General features: G+C 74.5%; 14 protein-coding genes. 5 read left to right on the top strand and 9 right to left on the bottom strand.

The features are described 5' to 3' along the window. Window positions 1-813: 813 nt before the first annotated feature. Window positions 814-2,193, top strand: coding sequence for an FAD-dependent oxidoreductase (locus ACZ6BG_RS20885; RefSeq protein ID WP_469003467.1), 1,380 nt, complete (start codon window positions 814-816; stop codon window positions 2,191-2,193). Between the two features lie 159 nt (window positions 2,194-2,352). Here ACZ6BG_RS20885 and ACZ6BG_RS20880 read toward each other — a convergent pair whose 3' ends face one another. Beyond that, window positions 2,353-2,706: an ArsR/SmtB family transcription factor gene (locus ACZ6BG_RS20880; RefSeq protein ID WP_469003465.1), complete on the bottom strand. Its 354-nt coding sequence runs from the start codon at window positions 2,704-2,706 to the stop codon at window positions 2,353-2,355. 196 nt (window positions 2,707-2,902) lie between these two features. Here ACZ6BG_RS20880 and ACZ6BG_RS20875 point away from each other — a divergent pair, with 196 nt between their 5' ends. Further along, complete coding sequence (locus ACZ6BG_RS20875) at window positions 2,903-3,985, top strand: NADH:flavin oxidoreductase/NADH oxidase (protein ID WP_469003463.1); 1,083 nt, start codon at window positions 2,903-2,905, stop codon at window positions 3,983-3,985. Window positions 3,986-4,051: 66 nt separating this feature from the next. Here ACZ6BG_RS20875 and ACZ6BG_RS20870 read toward each other — a convergent pair whose 3' ends face one another. Beyond that, on the bottom strand, window positions 4,052-7,279 hold the full coding sequence (locus ACZ6BG_RS20870; RefSeq protein WP_469003461.1) for an amidohydrolase family protein: 3,228 nt from the start codon (window positions 7,277-7,279) through the stop codon (window positions 4,052-4,054). A gap of 576 nt (window positions 7,280-7,855) precedes the next feature. On the opposite strand from ACZ6BG_RS20870, the gene ACZ6BG_RS20865 reads away from it, so the two are divergent. The 3 genes from ACZ6BG_RS20865 to ACZ6BG_RS20855 all read left to right on the top strand — a co-directional run bounded on the left by ACZ6BG_RS20865 (window position 7,856) and on the right by ACZ6BG_RS20855 (window position 12,047). Then, window positions 7,856-8,089, top strand: coding sequence for a hypothetical protein (locus tag ACZ6BG_RS20865; RefSeq protein ID WP_469003459.1), 234 nt, complete (start codon window positions 7,856-7,858; stop codon window positions 8,087-8,089). Between the two features lie 180 nt (window positions 8,090-8,269). After that, complete coding sequence (locus ACZ6BG_RS20860; RefSeq protein ID WP_469003457.1) at window positions 8,270-11,113, top strand: helix-turn-helix transcriptional regulator; 2,844 nt, start codon at window positions 8,270-8,272, stop codon at window positions 11,111-11,113. A gap of 109 nt (window positions 11,114-11,222) precedes the next feature. Continuing rightward, a complete protein-coding gene (locus ACZ6BG_RS20855; protein ID WP_469003455.1) occupies window positions 11,223-12,047 on the top strand; it encodes an AfsR/SARP family transcriptional regulator in 825 nt (274 codons plus the stop codon). Window positions 12,048-12,552: 505 nt separating this feature from the next. Here ACZ6BG_RS20855 and ACZ6BG_RS20850 read toward each other — a convergent pair. The 7 genes from ACZ6BG_RS20850 to ACZ6BG_RS20820 form a co-directional block, all read right to left on the bottom strand. Next, a complete protein-coding gene (locus ACZ6BG_RS20850; protein WP_469003453.1) occupies window positions 12,553-13,914 on the bottom strand; it encodes a hypothetical protein in 1,362 nt (453 codons plus the stop codon). Then, window positions 13,901-14,959 (bottom strand): caspase family protein, encoded by a 1,059-nt coding sequence (locus tag ACZ6BG_RS20845; RefSeq protein WP_469003451.1) that lies wholly within the window; start codon window positions 14,957-14,959, stop codon window positions 13,901-13,903. The genes ACZ6BG_RS20850 and ACZ6BG_RS20845 overlap by 14 nt, the downstream gene beginning before the upstream one ends. 43 nt (window positions 14,960-15,002) lie before the next feature. Next, window positions 15,003-16,505 carry a hypothetical protein gene (locus tag ACZ6BG_RS20840; protein ID WP_469003449.1) on the bottom strand — a complete coding sequence of 501 codons (1,503 nt, stop codon included), beginning with the start codon at window positions 16,503-16,505 and terminating at the stop codon, window positions 15,003-15,005. A 130-nt stretch (window positions 16,506-16,635) separates the two neighbouring features. Continuing rightward, a complete protein-coding gene (locus ACZ6BG_RS20835) occupies window positions 16,636-17,799 on the bottom strand; it encodes a serine hydrolase domain-containing protein (RefSeq protein ID WP_469003447.1) in 1,164 nt (387 codons plus the stop codon). 102 nt (window positions 17,800-17,901) lie between these two features. Continuing rightward, complete coding sequence (locus ACZ6BG_RS20830; RefSeq protein ID WP_469003445.1) at window positions 17,902-18,720, bottom strand: transporter substrate-binding domain-containing protein; 819 nt, start codon at window positions 18,718-18,720, stop codon at window positions 17,902-17,904. A gap of 21 nt (window positions 18,721-18,741) precedes the next feature. Further along, window positions 18,742-20,355 carry a M81 family metallopeptidase gene (locus ACZ6BG_RS20825; protein WP_469003443.1) on the bottom strand — a complete coding sequence of 538 codons (1,614 nt, stop codon included), beginning with the start codon at window positions 20,353-20,355 and terminating at the stop codon, window positions 18,742-18,744. Then, complete coding sequence (locus tag ACZ6BG_RS20820; RefSeq protein ID WP_469003441.1) at window positions 20,352-21,614, bottom strand: ROK family protein; 1,263 nt, start codon at window positions 21,612-21,614, stop codon at window positions 20,352-20,354. Before ACZ6BG_RS20820 ends, ACZ6BG_RS20825 begins: the two co-directional genes overlap by 4 nt. Between the last annotated feature and the right edge of the window lie 215 nt (window positions 21,615-21,829).

Here is a 21,829-nt window from a genome sequence, read left to right as displayed (position 1 = left end):
CTCGCCTCCCGGGCCCACGGGCGAGGTGAACTCGCCTCCCGGCCCCACGAGTGGGACGAACCCACCTCCCGGACCCATGGGTTGACCGATGCCCCCCTCCACCTCGGCTTCGACCACCCCTGCCGCATCCCCCGACCACCCCTCATCCACATCCCTGACCCACCCCGCCGGCCAACCGGGCCCGTCCACCACAGACTCCGCCCGACCAACCGCACTCCCCACCGACGGAACGCCCCACCCCTCCGGCGCACCCGCCCCCACACCCCCCGCATCCGCCCACCACGACGACACCTCGGCCAGACCCTCCTCCCCCGGCCACCCGACCCCGGCCGCCCCCGGGGCCACCCGCCCCTCCAAACCGTGCGCCCCCGGGGCGGCGTCACCCTCCACACCGGCCGGACCCGCCACCAGCCCAGCCAGCCCCGCGGGCCCCACCCCGCGCGGCTCCCCCACCCCGCCATACACCTCCGGGCCCCCCGAACCCGACCCGGGCACCGACGCCGACGCCTCCCTCTGCGGCTCCCGCCAGGTCCGCCCGCCATCCGATCGGAAATGATCATTCTCGTTGCGATATGAACCTTTCTGCACAGTCGCACGGTAGCCGTACAGTCACATTCCGCCAGGAACGGCGCGCGCGAGGGTCCGGGGCACGGCACCCTGACAGCGGCACACGGCTCGCGGGCGCCGCCACGCCCGCCTCCGCGCGTCGCGGCACATCTCCCCCTGGGCGCACAGGGGTGCGATGCTGATGCCAGGCGGGCAGCAGCCGGCCGCAAGGCGTCCCGGGGACACCCTCGCGGAAGGAGCGCCACCGTGCAGGTCGCCGTCGTGGGATCGGGTCCGAGCGGGGTCTACACCGCGCAGAGTCTGGTGCGGCAGGACCGCGTGCCGGACGTGCGGGTCGATGTGCTCGACCGGTTGCCGTGTCCGTACGGACTGGTGCGCTACGGCGTGGCGCCGGACCACGAGAAGATCAAGTCCCTCCAGAACAACCTGCGCACGGTCCTGGAACACGAGCGGGTGCGGTTCTTCGGAGGCGTCGAGATCGGGCCCCGGGCGCTGTCACCGGCGCGGCTGCTCGGCATGTACCACGCGGTGGTGTACTGCGTGGGCGCGGCCACCGACCGGCACCTGGGCGTGCCCGGCGAGGACCTGCCCGGCAGTTGCTCGGCCACCGAGTTCGTGTCCTGGTACAGCGCCCACCCGGATGTGACGGTCAACGGCGCGGGGCCGCCCGACCGCTTCGTGCGCGGGGTGGAGTCGGCCGTGGTCATCGGCGTCGGGAACGTGGCCGTGGATGTCGCGCGGATGCTGGCGCGCGGCGCCGCCGAGCTGATGCCGACCGACATTCCGCAGGAGGCGCTGGGCGTCCTCGCCGAAAGCCCGGTACGCGAGGTGCACGTGGTAGGGCGGCGCGGGCCGTCGCAGGCGCGGTTCACCACGAAGGAGCTGCGGGAGCTCGGTTCCCTCCCGGACACCGAAGTCGTCGTGGATCCGGCGGAGTTGGCGCTGGACCCGGCGTACGCGGATCCGTCGGGGCTGCCCGCCGCGAACCGGCGCAATGTCGAGGTGATGCGCGGCTGGGCGGCCGGGCGGCCCGAGCAGGCGCCCGCCCGGCGGATCCGGCTGCGGTTCTTCCTGCGGCCGGTCGCCGTGCTCGACGCGGACGGCCGGGTCGGCGGGGTGCGGTTCGAGCGGACGCTCCCGGACGGCCGTGGCGGGGTGACGGGCTCGGGGACGTACGAGGACATCGCGGGCCAGCTCGTGCTGCGGTCCGTCGGCTATCGCGGGGTGCCGCTGGCGGGGCTGCCGTTCGACGAGGGGACCGGCACGGTGCCGCACGCGGCGGGGCGGGTGCTGCGCGACGGCACGGTCTCCCCCGGCGAGTACGTGGCGGGCTGGATCAAGCGCGGCCCCACAGGCGTCATCGGCACCAACCGCCCCTGCGCCAAGGAGACGGCGCTGTCCCTGCTCGACGACGCCCCGGCCCTGCTGGAGCGGGCGGTGCCGGGTGATCCGGCGGCGGCGCTGCGTGCCGCGGGGGCCGAGCCGGTCGAGTGGCCGGGATGGCTGGCGATCGAGCGGGCGGAGGCGGAGCTGGGGCGTTCGCTCGGGCGCGGCTCCGTGAAGATCCCGGACTGGCCGGGACTGCTCTCGGCGGCGCGCGGCGGACCGCCCGACCGGGCGGGCTGAGCCGACGCACACCTCGGCGCCCACTCCGGGCGGGCCGAGCCGACATGCACCCCTGCCCCCACTTCGCGCGGGCCGAGCCCACGCGCACCCCTCCACCCACTCCGGGCGCACGGCCAGCCGGGCGCCAGACCCCCAAGCGAGGCAGGCCCGCCGCAGAGGTCAGGCACCGAGCCGGTCCACCTGCCGCGCGGCCGCGTCGAGGACGCTGTCGAGGAGCCCGGGGAACAGCGCGTCCAGGTCGTCCCTGCGCAGCCCGTTCAGCTTCGCCGTGCCCCGGTAGTTCTGCTGGATCACGCCCGCCTCGCGCAGCACCCGGAAGTGATGCGTGGACGTGGACTTGGTGACGGGCAGGTCGAAGTGCGAGCACGTCAGGCCCGCCTCCTCACCGGCGGCCAGCTCCCGCACGATGAGCATGCGCAGCGGGTCGGACAGCGCGTGCAGCACGCCTTCGAGGCGGATCTCCTCGCGCGCCGGGTGAGCGAGCGCGCGGGCGCTCGGTGCGGCGGTCGTCATGGCGGCTCCACTCTCCCTGGGCGGCCGGGGGCGCCCGTGTGCGGTGCGGACGCCTCCAGTGTACGAGTTGTACGAGACTCATCGTAGTTTGACAGATGCCGTACTACGATGCTTATCGTACGAGTGGGAGGCGCCCCCATGGCCCCGGCCGCAGGCGCCCCCTTCCGTACCGCCGCCGTCACTACTGGAGGCCGCCGTGAGCGCGCTGTTCGAGCCCTACACCCTGCGATCGCTGACCATCCCGAACCGCGTGTGGATGGCGCCGATGTGTCAGTACTCGGCGGCGGCGTCGGGCCCGGAGGCGGGCGTGCCGACCGACTGGCACTTCGCGCACTACGCGGCGCGCGCCACCGGCGGCACCGGCCTGATCCTGGTCGAGGCGACCGGCGTGAGCCCCGAGGGCCGCATCTCCCCGGCCGACCTCGGCATCTGGAACGACACGCAGGTCGAGGCGTTCCGCCGCATCACCGGCTTCCTGAAGCAGCACGGCACCGTCCCGGGCATTCAGCTGGCGCACGCGGGCCGCAAGGCGTCCACCGACCGGCCGTGGCTGGGCGGCGCGCCGCTCGCGCCCGGTTCGGCGGAGGGCTGGCAGCCGGTGGGGCCGAGCCCGGTGGCGTACGACGAGCGGCACAGCGTACCGACGGAGCTGACCGTCGATCAGATCCATGACGTGGCGCGGCAGTTCGCGGACGCCGCACGGCGCGCCCTGGACGCCGGGTTCGAGGTCGCCGAGGTGCACGGCGCGCACGGCTATCTGGTCGGCGAGTTCCTCTCGCCGCACTCCAACCGGCGCACCGACGCCTACGGCGGGTCGTTCGAGAACCGCGTCCGCTTCGCCCTGGAGGTCGTGGACGCCATCCGCGCCGTGTGGCCCGAGGACAAGCCGCTGTTCTTCCGTATCTCCGCGACCGACTGGCTGGAGGAGGGCGGCTGGACGGCGGACGACACCGTGCGCTTCGCCGCGCTCCTCAAGGAGCACGGTGTCGACCTGCTCGACGTGTCCACCGGCGGCAACGCCGCGGGCGTCAAGATCCCGGTCGGGCCCGGCTACCAGGTCCCGTTCGCCGCGCGGGTCCGCGAGGAGACGGGGCTCCCGGTCGCCGCGGTCGGTCTGATCACCGGCGTCGAGCAGGCCGAGAAGATCGTCGCCAATGGCGAGGCGGACGCGGTCCTGCTCGGCCGTGAGCTGCTGCGCAGCCCGTCGTGGGCACGGCAGGCGGCGCGTGAGCTGGGCGCCGAGGTGCGGGTGCCGCAGCAGTACCTGCGATCCGTCTGAGCTGAGCTGTCGCCCGGTGCGGGGTGGGCCCCACCCCGCACCGGGCGACGTTCGCGGCCTCCGGGCTCACACCCCGGGATCACAGCAGCCGTCCCGCCGCATGAGGCGGCCCACCTTCAGCCAGTCGGAGCCTTCGTGGGCGTGCCGGGTCGCCTTCGGGAACGCGGACACCAGGTCGTCGGTCTCGTACGGAGTGCCGCCGCGCAGCACCGCCACGGTCCGCACCAGCGACGTGAAGTCCGTGAACGGGTCGCCGTCCACGACCGTCAGGTCGGCGACCTTGCCCGACTCGACTGTCCCGAGGTCGTCCGCGACGCCGAAGAGCCGCGCGGGCAGCACCGTCACGGTGCGCAGCGCCTCGACCGGGGAGAGGCCGCCGCGGTGCAGGGCGCGCAGGCCCAGGTGCAGGGACAGGCCGATCGGGACGAGGGGCTGGTCGGTGCCGAGCGCGACGAGGCCCCCGGCGGCGAGGACGCGCCGGTAGATGTCGGTCTCCGTGCGCAGCGTGGCCAGTTGGGCGGCCGTCGGCGGGGTGCCCGCGCCCTTGACGACCGCCGCCGCGTCCCACGGCGCCATCACGGCGGTGACCCGGGGGTCGTCGGCGAGGCCGGGGTCGGCACCCAGGAGCGGTGCCGAGGTGAACGGCGTCGCGATCATCGCGAACCGCGCTCCCCGTGCGCTGTAGATCTCCGTGACGTCGTCGTAGGCACGCCCTGACGCCGTGATGGCGTGCCCGAACTCGGCGCGCTGGGTCGCCTGCAGATGGGTCGTCAGATCCTGCCCGGACTGGATGCCGGGCGACAGGAAGTGGCTGCCGGAACGCACACCCAGGCGTTCATGCGCGAACCGGGCGGCCTCCTCCATCACCCAACTGGGCGCCCGCACATAGGTTTTGACGAAGTCCCAGTCGAGTTGCGCGGCCCGCTCCAGGGAGCGGCGCAGGCCCGCGCGGGTACGGTGGGCGCGGCCCATGCTGTACGCGACGCGCCCGCCGTCGAGGAGTTCGCCGGTGGTCAGCAGGCGGGGCCCGGCGAGTTGCCCGGTGGCAACCGCCTCACGGATGCGCGCCTGCTCGTACGCGAAGCCGCCGAGCGAGACGGCCGTGGTGATCCCGTACGTGAGCTGGCCGACGGTCTGGCGGCCGCCGTAGGTGCTCTGCCACGGGTGGGTGTGGGTGTCCCACAGCCCCGGCAGGACGGTGCCCTCCGAGGCGTCGACACGCCGGAGGGTGCCCTCGCGGGAGGCGCGGTGCGGTTCGACGGCGGCGACGCGCCCACCGCGTACGACGATGTCGACGTCCTCCCGGACCGTGTCGCCGGTGCCGTCCCAGAGCCGTCCGGCGTGTACGACCGTGTCGGCGGGCGCGGGCCTGCGCTGGTCGAGCGGGACGCGCACGGTGCGGGCGTGGCCGCCGTCGACGCCGATGAGGCGCAGCTTGGCGCCCGAAAGGTACAGGAGCGTCTTCGAGTCGCCCGACCAGGTGGGGTGGTCGGCGGGTTCGGTGGTGAGGGTGCGCAGCTCGCCGCGCGGGCTGCCGTCGGGGGCGACGGGCAGCAGACACAGCGCGGACTCGACGATCACCGCCATCCAGCGCCCGTCCGGCGACCAGACGGGCCCGGAGTCGTACCGGTCGGCGACGGACGTGTGCGGCGCGACGGCGTGCAGCCGGGCGGTACCGGTGCCGGCGTCGACGACACGGATGAGGTTGTAGCCCTCACGGAAGCGGAGGTTGAGGCGGTTGCGGTCGCACAGGGCGAGCAGACGGCCGTCCGGCGACCAGCTCGGCCGTCCGGGAATCCCGCCGCCGCCGAGCGGGTCGGCGAGGACGCGTTCGGTGCCCGCGTCCAGGTCGCGCACGACGAGCCTGCCGGTCATGTCGAGGCAGGCGAGCCTGCGGCCGTCGGGCGAGAGCGCCGGGTGCACCCGGCCGCCCGTCGCCAGCGCGGTCTCCTTGCCGGTCGCCAGGTCTCGCCGGTAGACGCCGAGGAGTCCGTCGCGGTCGTCGGCGTACACCAGGGAACGCCCGTCCCGCGCCCACGACGGGGCGAGGAGATAGCGCGTGGGCTCCGCCCTGCGCAGCCGCTTCGGTGCCCGGCCGCCCTTCGCGTCCGCGAGCCACAGCGAGTTGAGGGCCGCGAAGGCGACCTTGCGGCCGTCCGGAGAGAGCGCGGGCAGATGCACCCCCCGCACGGGCCGCACCCGCTGCTCCACGAGCCCGAGGTCGTACTCCTTGACCCGGTAGCGCGGCCGGTCCACGCGCAGCACACCGTCGAACGCGAGCGCCTCCGCCGTGCCCGGTGCTTCCGGGCGTACGAGGGTGAAACGGCCGTCGACGGTCAGGAGCAGCTTGCCGTCCTTCGTCCAGCGCGGTGGTACGGGCGCGATGTCGCCGGTGACGTCCACGCGCTTGCCGTCGACGACGAGCGCGCAGGACGCGGCGGGCGAGGGGGTGGTGCGCAGATACGCGAGGCGGCGGCCGTCCGGGCTCGGGGCGGGCGTCATGACCTGGGCGTTCTCGGTCTCGGTGTGTTCCACGACGACCGGGCCCGCCCCGTCGGCCGGGGCGACGGCGACGGTCCGTGCCTCCAGGGCCAGGCCGGTGGCCGTGGTGACCCCCTTCGCCCGGACGAACAGGATCCGCTTCCCGTCCGGCGACCAGGCGGGGTCGAAGTCCTCCCAGGGGCCGTCCTGCAGCGGGCCGTCCTGCCCCGGCACCCCGGTGACGCGGGACAGCTCGCCGCTGCGCAGATCGAGGACGTGGACGCGGTACGGGCTGCCCACGACCGGGTCGCCGCCGCGCTCCGAGGCGAAGGCGAGCCGCGTGCCGTCGGGCGACCAGGCCGGACCGCGGTCGTCCCAGGGGCCCTCGGTGCGCTGCTCGACCTCCGAGCCGTCGGGACGCATGGTCCAGATGTGGAAGCCGCCGCCCTGGAAGGCGCAGAACGCGACGAGTCCGCCGTCCGGCGCGTACACCGGCCGGTTCGGTTCCAGGCCGGGCGGGGTGAGCCGGGTCGCCTTGCCCCCGCCGCGCGGCTGGGACCACAGGACGTGCTGCACCTCGGCGACCAGCCGGTCTCCGGAGGGCGAGAGCGTCGCCGAGCCGTTGGTGGCCCGTCTGAACGACAGGGGCACACCGGCGGATTCCCGCGCCGCGGCGGGCCCGGCGCCCGCCGCCCCGACGGCACCGACGGCACCGGCCGCCCCGGCCACGCCTGCGGCGACGAGCAGTTGACGGCGTGACGGCTGGAAGGAACGAGGAGGAGGGAGGGGGGTGTGGTTCCTGTCGCGATCCATGCCAGGAACACTCGCTCACCACGCTGCGCTGAGCAACACCGCCTGCGCGGGGGGTCACAGGTGTCACTGGGCTGGCGGGCAGGGGCGTGGCGGAACGCGTGGGCACGGGCACCCCCGCCGCCGCGGGCTCACGGGCTCACGGGCTCACGGGCAGGCTCAAGGGGCCGGGCAAGGGGCAGGCTCAAGGGGCCGGGCAAGGGGCAGATACGCGCCGGAGGCCCTGTTCGCTGGGTGCCATGATCGGCGCCATGTGCCCGTCCCCCGTACCGCTGCCGCCCGCGGCCCCACCCCCGCCGTCCGTCGTCCGCGCCCTCGTCGGCGCGTTGCTGCCGCAGGGACGCGACCTGCGGCGTCGCCCGCGAGGGGCCTGGCGCCGCAGGCTGCGGCCCGCGCACCACGCGCACCTTGTGCAGCGCGCGCACCGGACGCCCCCAGCACCTACGGTCACAACTCCCTTGCCACCCTAGGGATTTCCCTAGGTGCCGCACCGACGCGGCGCCCGGCGGGGCGCTTCTACTCTGGGCGGCGTCGCCATGCGTCACGGCTCACGTCCTGGGCCGGTCCCCGGGAGGCGTTGTGCGCTATGTCATCGAGGTGTACCGCGAGCACGACGGTGTGTGCGGGAGCGTCGCCGCCGAGAGCTGCGGGAGTCCGCGGCCCTTCCACGGCTGGCTCGAACTCCTCGCGCTGCTCGAACCTCCCCTGCCGGAAGGCGCGGGCCTGGACGCGCCGCCGCACCAGGAGTCGCCGGGCGCCGGGCGGAACACGCCGCGCCGGGAGCCGCCGGGCGGCGGGCTGACCGCTCCGTAACGGGCGGCCGAGCGAGCGCCCGCACGGCCGCGGCCAGGCCGGTCCTCATGCACGGAAGTCGGAATTCGCCTTGTGCGGAGCGCCGGTCGCCCATCATCGTGGTGTCCTGGCCATGCGCCCGGCACGGGTCACTGTCCCTTTCGGGTCACCCGCGGCCGGTGCCGATGCGCGGGGGCGGTGATGACACCCGAGGACACAGCGAACGACCTGTTCCACGCCCCGCCGCCCGGCGACGCGTTCTGCGGCCGCACGCACGAACTGGCGGCGCTTCAGGAGGACTTCGCCGCTGTCTGCGCGGGCTCGCCGCGGCTCGTGCTGCTCGAAGGGCCCGGCGGCATCGGCAAGACGGCACTGGTGCGCCGGTTCCTCGACTCGGTGCACGGCACCTGTGTGCTGCACGCGAGCGGTGAGGAGAACGAGAGCGCGCTGCCGTGCGGCGTGCTCGCCCAGCTCGTCGGGCAGAGCCCGCTGCCGGTGCCGGAGACCCTGGCCGGTCTCGTCCGCGTACCGCAGTCCCTGCACGCCAACCTGCCGCCGCTCGCGGCCGGGTTCGGGCTGCTCGACCTGCTGAGCGAGGTGCAGGGCAAGGGGCCCGTGATCCTCGTCGTGGACGACGCGCACTGGTCGGACCCCGAGTCCCTGAACGCGCTGACGTTCGCGCTGCGACGGCTGCGCCACGACCGGGTCCTCGCGATCGTCGCGCTGCGCGACCCGCAGGTGCCCGAACTGCCCGACGGACTGCGCCGCCTGCTCACCGACACCCCCACGCGCCGCCTCGCCCTCGACGGCCTCAGCCCCGGCGAGCTGGCCGCGCTCAGCGTGCGCCTGGGCTCCGCGCGCCTTCCGCACTCGGCGTCGCAGCGGTTGCACTCCCACACGCACGGCAATCCGCTGCACGCCCGCGCGCTGCTCGGCCAGGTGCCGCCCGACGTCCTGCTCGACGTGGCGACGCCGCTGCCCGCGCCCCGGTCGTACGCCATGCTGGTGCTCGCCAACCTCGCCGACTGCGGGGCGGCCACCCAGCGCCTGGTGCAGGCGGTGAGCGTGCTCGGACTCTCCTGCCGACTGCGCACCGCCGCCCACCTCGCGCGGGTCACCCAGCCGCTGCCCGCACTCGAACGGGCCGTCAAGACGGGCCTGTTGCGCGAGACCCCCGCCGGGGTGGCGCCCGAGGTCGCCTTCCCGCACCCGCTGGTGCACGCGGCGGTCTACCAGGACATCGGGCCCGCCCAGCGCGCCGCCCTGCACACCCGGGCCGCGGAGCTGGTCGACGACGAGTACACCAAGCTGCGCCACCGCGTCCTCGCCGCCACCGGACCCGACGAGCAGCTCGCCGACGCGCTGGCGACCTGCGCGCGCCGCGAGGCCGCCACCGGCCAATGGGCCGTCGCGGGTACGCACTTGCGGCACGCCGCACGCGTCGCGACGAGCCCACGGGAGCGGGACCGGCTCACCGTCGAGGCCGTCGAGGCACTGCTGCTCGACGGCCGCGTGCAGGAGGCCGCCGAACTGGCCAACGGCGTGCCCGACGGGGCCGATCCGGCGCTGCGCGGGTACGTACGCGGCTATGTGGCGCGTGTACAGGGGCGCACGGAGGCGGCCCGGACGCTGCTCGCGGACGCCTGGGAGCAGTGCGACCGCGAGCGGGACCCGTCCCTCGCGGCCCGCGCCGCCGAGCAGTTGAGCTACGCGGCCGTGATGTGCGGCCGGGCCGCGCTCGCCGCGCAGTGGGCCGAGCGCGCCCAGCGCCTGTCCACCGCGCAGGGACCGAGCCGCATGCTGCGCTTCAACCACCTCATCGCCCTGGGCCTCAGCGGCCGCGCCAAGGAGGGCATCGCGATCGCGGCGGATCTGCCCGACCCCATGATCGTGCCGCTGAAGAGCATCGATCTGCTGCTCGCACGCGGGCAGTTGAAGCTGTGGTCGGACGACCTGCCGGGGGCGCGCCAGGATCTGCTCGGCGCCGTCGCCAACTGCCGTACGACGACCGTGCCGTTGCGGCTGCTCTCGGCGTCCGCGCTCGCCCAGACCCTGCACCGGCTCGGCGCCTGGGACGAGGCGCTGATCCACGCCGAGTCGTCCGCGTCGATCGCCGACGACACCGATCAGTCGTGGCTGAAGCCCGTCACGCACGGCGTGTCCGCGCAGATCCTGGCCGCGCGGGGCGCCTGGGAGCGCGCGTCGGACCATCTGCGGACCGCCCTCGACGTGCCGGGCGGCGCCGAGACGCCCGTCGCGTACGCGTACGCGGTGTGCGCGCGGGGGCACTTCGCGGACGCGCGCGGCGAGCCGCGGGAGGTCGTGGACGCGCTGCGGCCGCTGCTGCGGTTCGCCGAGCAGGACGGCGTCAACGAGCCGGGGGTGGTCGACTGGCAGCCGCTGCTCGGCGACGCGCTGGTGCAGGTCGGCGAGTTGGACGAGGCGGAGGCGGTGCTCGGCCCGTTCGAGGAGCGGGCGCGGGCCCGTGGCCGGCACGGGTCGCTCGCCGCGGCCGCGCGGGCCCGGGGCAATCTGGCCGCCGCGCGCCGCGACCCCAAGCGCGCGCAGGCGGCGTTCGCGCGGGCGCAGGACCACGCGGCGCAGGTCCCGATGCCGTTCGTGCGGGCGCGGGTGGAGCTGGACCACGGGTCGTTCCTGCGCAGGATCGGCCGCCGGTCCCTGGCGATCGCGCAGTTGCAGGCCGCGTACACGACGATGACGGCGCTCGGCGCGGGGCCCTACCGGGCTTTGTGCCTGAGGGAGTTGAACGCCTGCGGCCGGGCGGCGCCCGACCTTCCGGCGGGCGGCCGGGAGCGGGACGCCGCCGCCGACGCCCTGGACGGGACGCTCACCCCCCAGGAGCTGGCCGTGGCACGCCTCGCCGCCCAGGGCCTCACGAACCGTCAGATCGCCACGGCGCTCGCCCTGAGCGTCAAGACCATCGAATACCACCTGGGGCACACCTACGCGAAGCTCGGGATCACCTCACGGATCGGCCTCGTCCGACGGATCGGGCCGCCGTCCTCGTCGCCGTCGGCGGGCTGAGCGAACCGGGGTAATCCCCGGCACGGTCCCGGAGGCGCGCGCCGCGCCCCGCTCGTACGGTCGAGCCGGTAGGGCAGGGCGAACGCGGGAGCCCACTGGAGGTGGCCCGATGGTTTCCATCAGGTACGGGGCGGCCGGGGAGGAGCGGCCGACACTGCGGCTGCGGCTGCTCGGGGGATTCCTCCTCAGCCGGGAGGCGCCGGAACCCGCCTGCGGGAACCCGGACTGCACCGCCGTGTGTCCGGACGACCCGGGCTGTCTCGACGCGCGCGCCGGCGAGCCGCTGGACGTCCCCGCGAGCGGCCGTCAGGTGCTCGCGCGGCTCGCGCTGTGCGGGGCGGCGACGCGCTCGGCGCTCGCGGGCACGCTGTGGCCCGAGGTCACCGAGGCGCGGGCCCGCGCCAGCCTGCGCACCGCCGTGTGGCGGCTCAACGGGGCGGGTTCGGCGCTCACCGACACCCACGACGGCGCCCTCTCGCTCAGCCACCGGGTGCGCGTCGACATCCAGGACCTCACCCACGCGGCGCACCACGTGCTGTCCGGGGACGCCCTGTCCGCCGCGCGGGAACGGATGCGGACGGCCTACCACGTGCTGCTCTGCGGCCGCGAGTTGCTGCCCGGCTGGCAGCAGGACTGGGTGTCTTTCGAGCGCGAGCGGCTGCATCAGCTGCGGCTGCACGCCCTGGAGGCGCTGTCGGCGCGGCTCGTCGCCCGGTGCCTGTACGCGCCCGCGCTGGAGGCCGCCCTGGAGAGCACCCGCGTCGACCCGCTGCGCGAGAGCGCCCACCGCGCGGTCGTGTCCGTGCACCTCGCGGAGCACAACCTCACGGAGGCGGTGCGGCAGTACGAGACGTTCCGCGAACTCCTCCTGAGGGAACTCGGCGTGGAGCCCTCGGGCCAGTTCTCGTCGATGCTGCGGCACGCTCTGGTGTGAGGGCGCGGCGGTCCGTCCTCGTGCGGGCGGGAGGGCGGCACGCTCCGGGTTCGCGGGGGCGGGGCGCCGGACACGGCACCCACGGATGATGTGACGCCGCGGTGACGCCCGGCCGTCACGATGGGACGTGCCCCGTCCAGGATGCGGGGAGAAGGGGGATCTCCCCTGGTTGAGCGACGCGCCGGCCGTCACGGCCACCACCTGGGTGGTCGCTCACGCCCTGGACGGGGTGCCCAAGTTCCGCGGGAGGCCGCGACACGGCCGACCCGCGGGGCACCTGCCTCTCCCCGCGCGCCCTCGCGGCCCACCGGCCGTCGCGCGTTCGCCGTCCGCCTGCCTGCTGGCTTTCGCCGTCCACCCGCCTTCAGGACTGCCTCGCTTCACCGCCCACAGGCATGCCCGCGCACCCATGCCGGAGGGGCCGGGCTCCCCCGAGCCGCCCGGCCCCTCCACTCATCCCCCGCCCCGGGGCCGGTCCCCGCTGCCCGACCCGGCCCGGCCCCGCTCAGCCCTCCCCCGACTCCCGCAACCGCTCGATCGCCCGCTCCACCGGCCGGTGCGGCAATCCCGTCCTGCGGCACAGCTCGTCGCGCGGGACGTCCCGCAGGACCTCGTCCACGGGTTTGTCGGCGAGGGTCGCGATCTCGCGCACGTACGCCTGGACCCGGTTCACCGGGTCGGCTGCCGAGGGCCCGGCGGCAGCCGCCGTGAGGCCGCCGCGCGCCCCCGCCGCGGGCCGTCGGTCCTCCTCCAGCCACGTCGTCCAGACACCGCGCCCGACCAGGTGCTCGGCGACGCTCTCCGCCGTCGAACCGTCCTTGATCACTCCGGGGTCGGCGCCGTCGGCCCGGATGAGGAGCTGGCAGGAGGCGGCCAGCATCGGCGGCGACGAGACCTGCGGGGCCGCCCCGTCGAACAGCGTGCTGAGCGCGGCGAGGTCGGGGTGCCCGGGGACGTGCGGGGCGAGGCGCTGCACGACCTGGTCCAGGCGGCGCAGGTCGGGCGCCCGGTCGAGGAGCATCGCGTGCGCGCCGAGGATGCCGAGGAACGGGTCGAGGCGCTCCGATTCGAGCATCGGGAACAGCTGCCGTTCCGACGTCAGGTCCATGCCCTGGCGCAGCCCGGAGAGGGCGGCCTCGCGGGCGAGGTTCAGGGCCTCGTCGGCCGGGCGCCAGCCGGTGCCGAGCGGGGCCATCTCGACCGTGGCGTGCTGCGGCAGCGGCCCGTACGGCCCGTTGCCGACGAAGACGAGGGTCGTCCAGCCCTCCGACACCCACAGGGCCTGGGCCAGCGGCAGCCCGTCGCCGGACGGTTCGCGCAGCCGCAGCCGGTAGCCCCCGGGCGCGAGGCGGCCGCTCCAGGCGGCCCAGCCCTGCTGCGGGTCCGCCCGCCAGCCCGTCTCGCCGCCGTCCACGGCCGTGCCGCTCCCGTCGGTGATCTGGAGGGCGCCGGGGTCGAGGTGCCAGTCGCGGCGCAGGTTGCGCAGCAGCACCATCAGGCTGGGCCGGCCCCGCCGGTGCGTGGATTCCGTGCTCCAGCGCAGGGTGGCCTCGCGGTGCGCGGCCCGCGTGGTGACGGTGTGTTCGACGGGGGCGGGGGCGGGGACGCGGGGCAGCGGGAGGCGGGCGGTGAAGGCGGTCGTGCCGACCTCGACGAACTGGCTCGCCACGGCGCCCGCGAAGCGCTGTTCGATGCGGTAGATGCCGGGGGCGACGGTCGTCTCCATGGTGCCCATGCCGTGGGCGACCTCGGTCAGGGCCTCGTCGGTCACAGTGATGAGGACCGACGGGGTGTCGGGGACGACGACGAACGGCACCTCCGGACGCCGCTGCGCCTCCTCCGTACGCGACTGGTCAGAACTGGACAACGCTGCCACCCCCGGTCACCACCTCGAAGAATCCGCCGTCCCTGAACTCCGGCGCGGTCAAGCTGTCCGCGACGACCTTGTAGAGCCCGGGCACCAGGGACGCGACATGGTCCGCCCCGTCGATGTCGAGCCTGCGCGGCTCGTCGAAGCCCCGGCCGCGCAGCTCGACGCCGCCCGTGAAGCCCGGCGGGAAGCGCAGGGTCACCGGGTACGATCCGACCCCGCCGAGCCCTCTGGCGAAGACGATCGGGGTACTGGTCTCCCGCAGGAACCGGGCCTCCTGCGGGACGAGTTCCCCGGCCGTGCGGTCGAGGACGTGGCGGCGTACGTAGCGCGCGAGGCTGTCGGAGGTCACCTCGCCCTCGGTGGTGACGGTGCCGCCGCCCGCCCCGCGCAGGCCCTCCAGGAGAGCGCTGGTGAAGTGCCCGCGCGACTGGTCGGGGTGGGGCGAGAGCTGTTCGTAGGCAGGGTCGCCGAGTGCCGAGCCGTAGCCGACGAAGCTCTCGACCTTGTCGGGGGCCTCCGTGGTGTCCGTGAAGGGCGGCCCGAACGCGGTGACGCCGCCGAAGCGGGTGCGGCAGCAGTCGGCGAAGAAGACGATCTCGTGGAACGGCGACGCCGACTCGTACCAGGAGAGATACGGGCGTACGGCGATGTGGTTGCCGAGCAGGTCGATCGCGGCATTGGCCATGAGCAGCGCGGCGTCGCCGCCGAACGGCGCGATGCCGTGCCCGGCGAGGAACACGTACAGCCGGGTGTTGGCCCAGTCGCCGCCGGCCGCGACGGCGGCGCGGACCGCGCTGTGGGTCAGGTACAGGGCGCGGTTGACGTTCTCCCGGGTCGGGACGGCGCTCATCACGTCGGCCTCGCGCTCGTCGCGTTCGGTGGCCGTGACGAGCGCGACGTTCCGGGCCGGTACGTTGCCTCCGGCCGAGTCCACGAGCCAGTCGTGAAACCGTGCCGCGTCGCCGCGGGCGCCGCTCAGGTCGCTGATCGCCGGATAGCGGTTGATGCCGACGACCACGGCGTAGTGCAGGTCGTTCATCGGGCTTCCCCCTCGTGCACCCGTGTGTGAACCCGTGCGCCGGTCAGTCGGCGAGCATCCGCGCGAGGCTGGCCAGGACCTCGGGGTCGTCGTCGAACGCGCCGTGCGTACGGGCGCCGGAGCTCAGCCCCGGCTCCCCCGCCGCCACGGGCGACCACACGGTGCGCCGCGGGTCCGCCGCGAGGAACGCCCGCAGTTCCTCGGAGTCCCGCCCGCCGAAGGCTCCGTCGGCGGTGTACCAGTGCTGCATGCCGACGATCGGCGCGACGGCCGACTGCCGGGCGGGCCCGCGCTCCAGGACGCCGGAGATGAAGTACAGCAGCGACCTCGGGTAGAGCAGCGGCACCAGGTGGTCGGCGCGTTCGGCCGGGTCGGTCATCGTGAACATCCGCAGCCGGTCGAAGAGTTCGCGGCGCAGCCGCACGACCGGCGCGAGCTGGGTGACGGTGCAGGCGGGCGCGAGCAGCACGACGTCGCGGACGCGGAAGTCCGCGGGCAGCGGGTCGTCGGCGGCGGCGCGCCTGCGGGCGAGGTCGGTGAGCAGGTTGCCGATGAAGACGGCGCCCGCGCTGTGCCCGACGACGGTGACCTTGGGGCGGCTGCCGGAGGCGAGGAGCTGGCTGAAGCGGTCAAGGAAGTAGCGGCCCGCGCGGATCTCGTCGGACGCCGCGAACGTGTCGGCCGTCTGCCGCTTCATGGCGTCCCAGACGGCGGCGCCCACGTTGGCGAGGTAGAACTCCCGCAGGATCTCCTCGACGACGGTCGGGTACAGGCCGTGGTCGGTGCGCAGCCGGAAGCGGCCCACGACCGCGGCGATGACGCGCACGGTCTTGCGCACGAGGAGCGCGGACGTGACTAGGGCGCGCCGGTTGCCCCCGTCGGTGTCCGCGGCGAGTTCGGCCACCGTGTCCGGTGACATGAGGGTGGCGACCGCCGCGCGCCCCCCGTCGATATCGCGCGCGGCGGTCGTCGTGGGCGCCGACCGCAGGACCGAGCCCACGATCTCCCGGTTGCGGTCGGCGAGTTCGGTGTCCGCCGACAGTTCGGCGGTGATGAGGACGCGTTCGGCCTCACCGAGCGGTGGTACGGCGGCGGGCGGGTTCAGGCGGGCGTAGGGTTCCTGGCCGGTGCGCAGCAGGGCGAGTTCGGCGGCCACGGCCCGGGCGGGCGGGGCGGTGAGCGAACCCGCGGCGCGCTGGCCGGGGCGCCGGAAGACGACTCCGGCGGCGTAGCGGGTCACCCGGTTCAGGAGCGTCTGGAAGACGCCCTCGCTGAGGATCTGCGGCAGGTTGCCCTGCAGGATCTCCAGGAGGCCGCTGCTCCACACGAAGAACACGGGCTCGGCGCCCGCCGCCTCGTACACCGGCGTGAGCCGCTCGGCGGTGGCGAACCCGAGCGCGTCGTCGACGAGCCCGCCGTGGAAGTGCAGGACCACACGCGGCCGGTCCTTGAGGCTCGCCACGAGCGCGTCGATGTCGTCGGTGCTGGTCGTGGCGAGCCGTCCGCTCGTCCCGCTGTGTACGCAGCGCCTGCGGGAAGGGTGCATGTCCGGACCTCCGGCCGATAGCCGCTCACCAGGAGCCCCCCGTCGCAGAAGTCCCCCGACTCCTGCCGCTCCTGGCGCTGCCACCGTAGAACCGCCGCGCGCGCCGCGTCCTCGGGGGCGGGCCCAGGGATTACCCCAAGGCGGGCGTTCCGCGCTCCCCCAGGCACTCCCGTACGGCCGCGACGAGGCGGTTGGCGCGCGTGTCTCCGTGCCCGATCATCTTGTTGGCCACGTACGCGAAGCCCACCCCGAACTCGTCGTCGCCGAAGGCGAACTGGCCGCCGGCACCGTCGTTGGCGAAGCTGCGCGGCCCCAGGGTGGGGCGGAAGTCCGGGGCGTCGAGGAGGAAGCCGGAGCCCCAGCGTGCCCCCATGTCGAAACCGAGCCACGAGGTGCCGCCGGACTGCTCACGCACCGCGTCGGTGACGGTCTCGCGGCTCAGCAGCCGCTCGGATCCGTCGACGCCGGTCGCGGCGGCGGCGTACAGCGCGGCCAGGCCGTGCGCCGAGGAGACCGCGCCCGCGCCGGGGATCTCCGCGCCGAGGAGCGCGGGGTCGTTCCAGCCGTGCGGGACGTCGACACCGGGGAAGACGAAGGCGCCGTTCATGGTGACCATGCGGGTGAGCATCGATTCGGGGCCGGGCATCGGCGGCCTGCCCGGCGCCTCCACGAGCCGCGCCAGGGTGCCGAGTTCCCGCTCCGGCAGGCCGATCCAGGTGCGCAGGCCCAGCTGGTCGGCGACGGCCTCGCGGAAGTAGGCGCCCGGGGTGAGTCCGGTGACGCGGCGGATCACCTCGCCGAGGAGGAAGCCGAAGACGTGGGCGTGGTACTCGTACGTCTCACCGGGCGCCCACAGCGGTTCCTGCTCCTCGATGGCGCGCACCACCGGCGTCCACGCGGTGATCTCCGCGAAGGCCGGGGAGGCGTCGAGGACGGGGAGCCCGGCGCGGTGGCCGAGCACCATGCGCGGGGTGATCGACTCCTTGCCGCCGCGGGCGAACTCCGGCCAGTACGTGGCGACCGGGGCGTCCAGGTCGAGGCGCCCCCGCTGTGCGAGCAGGTGGGCGCAGACGCTGACGATGCCCTTGGCGCAGGAGAAGACGGGCACGACGGTGTCCTGCTGCCAGGCCCGGCCGGTGTGCTGGTCGGCGACGCCGCCCCACAGGTTCACGACCTCGCGGCCGTCGACGAACACGGTGACGGCCGCGCCGAGTTCGTCGAACTCGGCGAAGTTCTCCGCGAAGACGTCCGCGACCGCCCCGAACCGTTCGTCGGCCCATCCGCTGTGTTCCACTGCCCTGCTTCTTCCCTGAGAGACGCCGCTGACCAGGAAAGATGCCCGGTCGGCCAGATGACCGCGCCACAGTACATGGCCCGGCCACCTACCTCCATCGGATTACTCCAGCCACTCCGCCTCGTACGCCGCGTACGTCCCGTCGTGCGTCGCGAGGTGCACGAACTGGTCGACGTACTCCCTGAATCGCGCGTCCGCGCGCGGCACGGCGTAGGCCTTCTCGGCGAAGGTGAAGGGCTTCTCGGGGTGGAGCGAGCACAGCTCGGGGTGGATCTTCGCCTGGTAGCGGGTCTCGCTGGCGTCGGTCATCATCACGTCCGCGCGGCCGTCGATGATCTCTTTGAAGATCGTCGAGTTGTCCGGGTGCACGATGAGGGAGGCCCGCTTGATGTGCGCGCGGGCGAACTGCTCGTTGGTGCCGCCGGGGTTGACGACGACCTTGGTGCCGGGCTTGTCGATGTCGGCCAGCGCCCCGTCCCCGAAGCGGGCCTTGTCGGCGCAGCGCACGATCGGTGTCTTGCCGTCCTCGCGGGTGGGTTCGCTGAACGCCACCTGACGGGCACGCGGCAGCGTGATGGAGACGCCGCCGACGGCGATGTCGCAGCGCCCGTCCGCGACGTCGTCGGCGATCTCCTTCCAGGTGGTGGCGACGAACATCGGCTCGGCGTCGAGGGACTTGGCGAGGTCGTGGGCCATCTTGACGTCGATGCCGCTGTACTTCCCGTCGATGTCGCGATGGGTGAAGGGGCGGTAGTCGCCGGTCGTGCACACCTTGAGGACGCCCTTCTTCGGCACGGAGTCGAGGAGGGTGCCCTTGCTGGGCCCGGGGTGGTGGTCGCGGCCCGCGTCCGGCGCCGCGGGCGCGGCGGCGGTGACGGCGAGCAGGCAGACGAGAGCGGACAGGGTGGCGGCACGCTTCATGCGGGCGGTTCCTCTCTGGCGTCAGGCGCGGTGCGGGGAGAGCGGCGGCAGCAGGGCCGCCGTCAGGTCGGGGCCCGCGCCGTCTTCGTACGCGTCCTCGTCGAAGGGGTACAAGGGCCGCTCCACGCGGTGGTGCCCGAGCCTCTTGAGGTCCTGGTCGACGCCGCCCGGGGTGAGCGCGAGCAGCCAGTCGGCCGCCATGTCGTACAGCTCCGGCTCCAGGTAGCCGATCTTCACGACGACCAGGTCGTACGTGCGCGGGTCGATGCCGAGGCCGCCCTCGGCCGGGCCCGTGAAGTCGGCGAGCGTGTGGAAGGGCTTGCGGCGCTCGACCAGGATCAGGGTGAGCCCGCCGACCCGGACCGCCGCCATGTCCACGCCCCGGTCGTAGGCGCCGCCCTCGGCCCGGTCCTTCCGGTCGGTGGCGCGCTGCAACGCCTCGACGGTGCCGGTGAGTTCGTACGGTCCGCCGTGGTGGGCGTCGACCTTGCCGCCGACGGAGAGCGTCACCTCGGCACCCACGCCCGCGTCGAAGCAGTGGGCGACCGCGACCGGGTCGGTGATGCCCGGGTGCACGGCGGTGACCTCGCCGGAGCGGATCGCGTCGTTCTCCAGGAGCTTGCCGAGCATGTACGCGAGATCGCCCGCGCCGCCGGCCGTCGGGTTGTCGCCGGAGTCGCTGATGAGGAACGGCCGTTTCGTCGAGGCCACGGCCTGCTCGACGCACTCCTCGGCGCTGCCGGTCGGGCCGACGAAGACGAAGTCGCGCCGGGCGTCCCAGTAGCGCCGGGCCAGTTTCCGCGCCTCGGCGGCGGCGCGTTCGGCGTCGTCGCCGGTGACGACGATCGCGGCTTGGCAGCGCGGCTCGTCCGCCCAGGCGTAGCCGACCCACATCGCGGCGTCGTGGATGCCGGGAAGCTTCTCGATGTCGGCGAGCGAGGCGTACAGGGACGCGGCGGGCTCCAGGCGGGTGCTGGTCTTCTCGCCCGGAAGGAGGACGGGCACCTGCACCCAGGCGCGGTGCGGGCGGCTGCCCTCGCGCAGACAGCGCACCAGGTTGCGGGCCGCGCGCTCGCGGGTCTCCCAGGCGTCCTCGTGCGGGGCGAGACGGTGCGCGGTGAGCAGGTCGACGGGCGCGGCGAAGCGGTGGGAGACGTTGCCGTGCAGGTCCATGGCGGTGGAGATCATGGGGCGGCCGGTGCCGTCGGGGGTGCCGACGGAGTCGAGGGCCGCGCGGACGGCCTCGGTCAGGTCGGCCTCGGCGTCGGTGAGGCCGACGACGCTCATGGCGCCGTGGATGTCGTACACGAGCCCGTCGAGGGGGCCCGCCTGCCGGATGCGGGTGACCAGTTCGTCCTTGAGGGCCAGATACGACTCGGCCTCCACCGGGCCGCCCGGGAGCGCGGTCGCGTGCAGCAGGGGCACCCACTCGACGAGGTCCGCCAGGTCGGAGTCCGCCTGGGTCCAGGTGTAGCGGTCCAGGAGTTCCTGCCCGCGGGTCTGGCGGAAGTCGTCGGCGGTGGAGCGGTGCGGGCAGAACGTGGAGGACTCGATGCCGATGCCACCGATGCCGACGCGCAGGCGGCGGTGGGTGACGGCCGGGGCGGTCGCGGGGGCGGCCGGGGCGGTGGTCATGCGGATGCGCTCTCTTCCTGGTCGGCGGGGGCGGAGGGCTCCTCGGGGGTGGAGTCCCGGGCGGGGGTGCCGGACGGCTCCTGGTCCGTGGCGGGACTCTGGGCGGCGGGCCCCGTCCGCAGGTGGCGGCGCAGGGCGGTGAGGCCCGCGCCGAGCAGCCCCGCGTCCGGGCCCGTCACCGTGGTGGTGATCTCCAGATCGGCGGTGCACACGGGCAGGCAGCGTTCGTACAGCACGCCCCGGACGGCGGCGACCAGCGGCTCGGCGGTGGCGAGGACACCACCGAGGGACACGGCCTGCGGGTTGAAGAAGTTCACGACGACGGAGAGCACCGCGCCGATGTGGCGGCCCGCGGTGCGCACCAGGGTGGTGGCCAGCGGGTCGCCGTCCGCGACGAGCCGGAGCAGCTCACCCGTGGTCGCCACCTCCACGCCCTGGCGGGCGAGTTCGCGGATCAGGGCGGCGCCGCTCGCGACGGTCTCCAGGCAGCCGATGTTCCCGCAGCTGCACGGCCGGTCGCCCGCCTCCTCGACGCGTACGTGACTGATGTCCCCGGCCGCGCCGTTCGCGCCGTCGTGCGGGCGGCCGGAGGCGATGACCCCGCTGCCGATGCCCCGGCCGGCCTTCACGACGACCATGTGGTCGAGCTCGGGGCGGGCCACGGCGTGCTCGCCGACGGCCATCATCGTGGCGTCGTTCTCGACGGACACGGGCAGGCCGAGTCGGTCGGCGAGGACCTCGCGCAGCGGGTAGCGGTGCCAGCCGGGCATGCGGGACGGGCTGAGGACGCGGCCCTCGCCGGGGCGGACGGGGCCGGGGAAGGCGACGCCGAGGGCGCGCACGGTGCGGCCCGCCGCGCGTTCCCGCGCGGCGAGTTCGGTGACGCGCTCGCACAGCCAGTCCACGGCCGACTCGGGCCCTGCGGTGATGTCGTGCGGCAGGTCGGCGGTGTCGCGGACGGTGCCGTCGAGGTCGACCGCGCCGAGCCGGGCGTGGTGGCTGCCGAGGTCGGCGGCGAGCGCGATGCCGCCCTGGGCGCGCACCCGCAGGAGCCGGGGGCGGCGCCCGCCGCGCGACGCGCCCTCGCCGGACTCGGTGAGCACTCCGGCGGCGACGAGTTCCTGGACGCGCAGCGACACGGTGGACGGCGCGAGTCCCAGCTCCCGCACCAGGTCGGCCCTGGAGGCGGCCGCGCCCGACGAGACCAGCCGCACGATGTGCTGCGCCGATCCGGGTTCGCCGTGTGCGTTGCTGGCCATACGGACCCCGTTCGTTCGACGAGTTGCTTCGAGTACGAGCCGAACACTAGGTCGCGACGAACGAAGTTGACCAGACCTTCCGAGAAAGGCGCCCGAACTTCCGACCTTTCGCATTCTTTGCCGAACGAAGCTCTTGACTTGCTTTTCCTCGCAGGCCTAGCGTTCGGGCCTCCCTACCGCTCACGTGTACGGATCGGTCCCGGCAGTTCCTGGAG

Source organism: Streptomyces sp. NPDC041205 (assembly GCF_055591765.1).
This window is presented reverse-complemented; position numbering and strand designations above follow the sequence as displayed.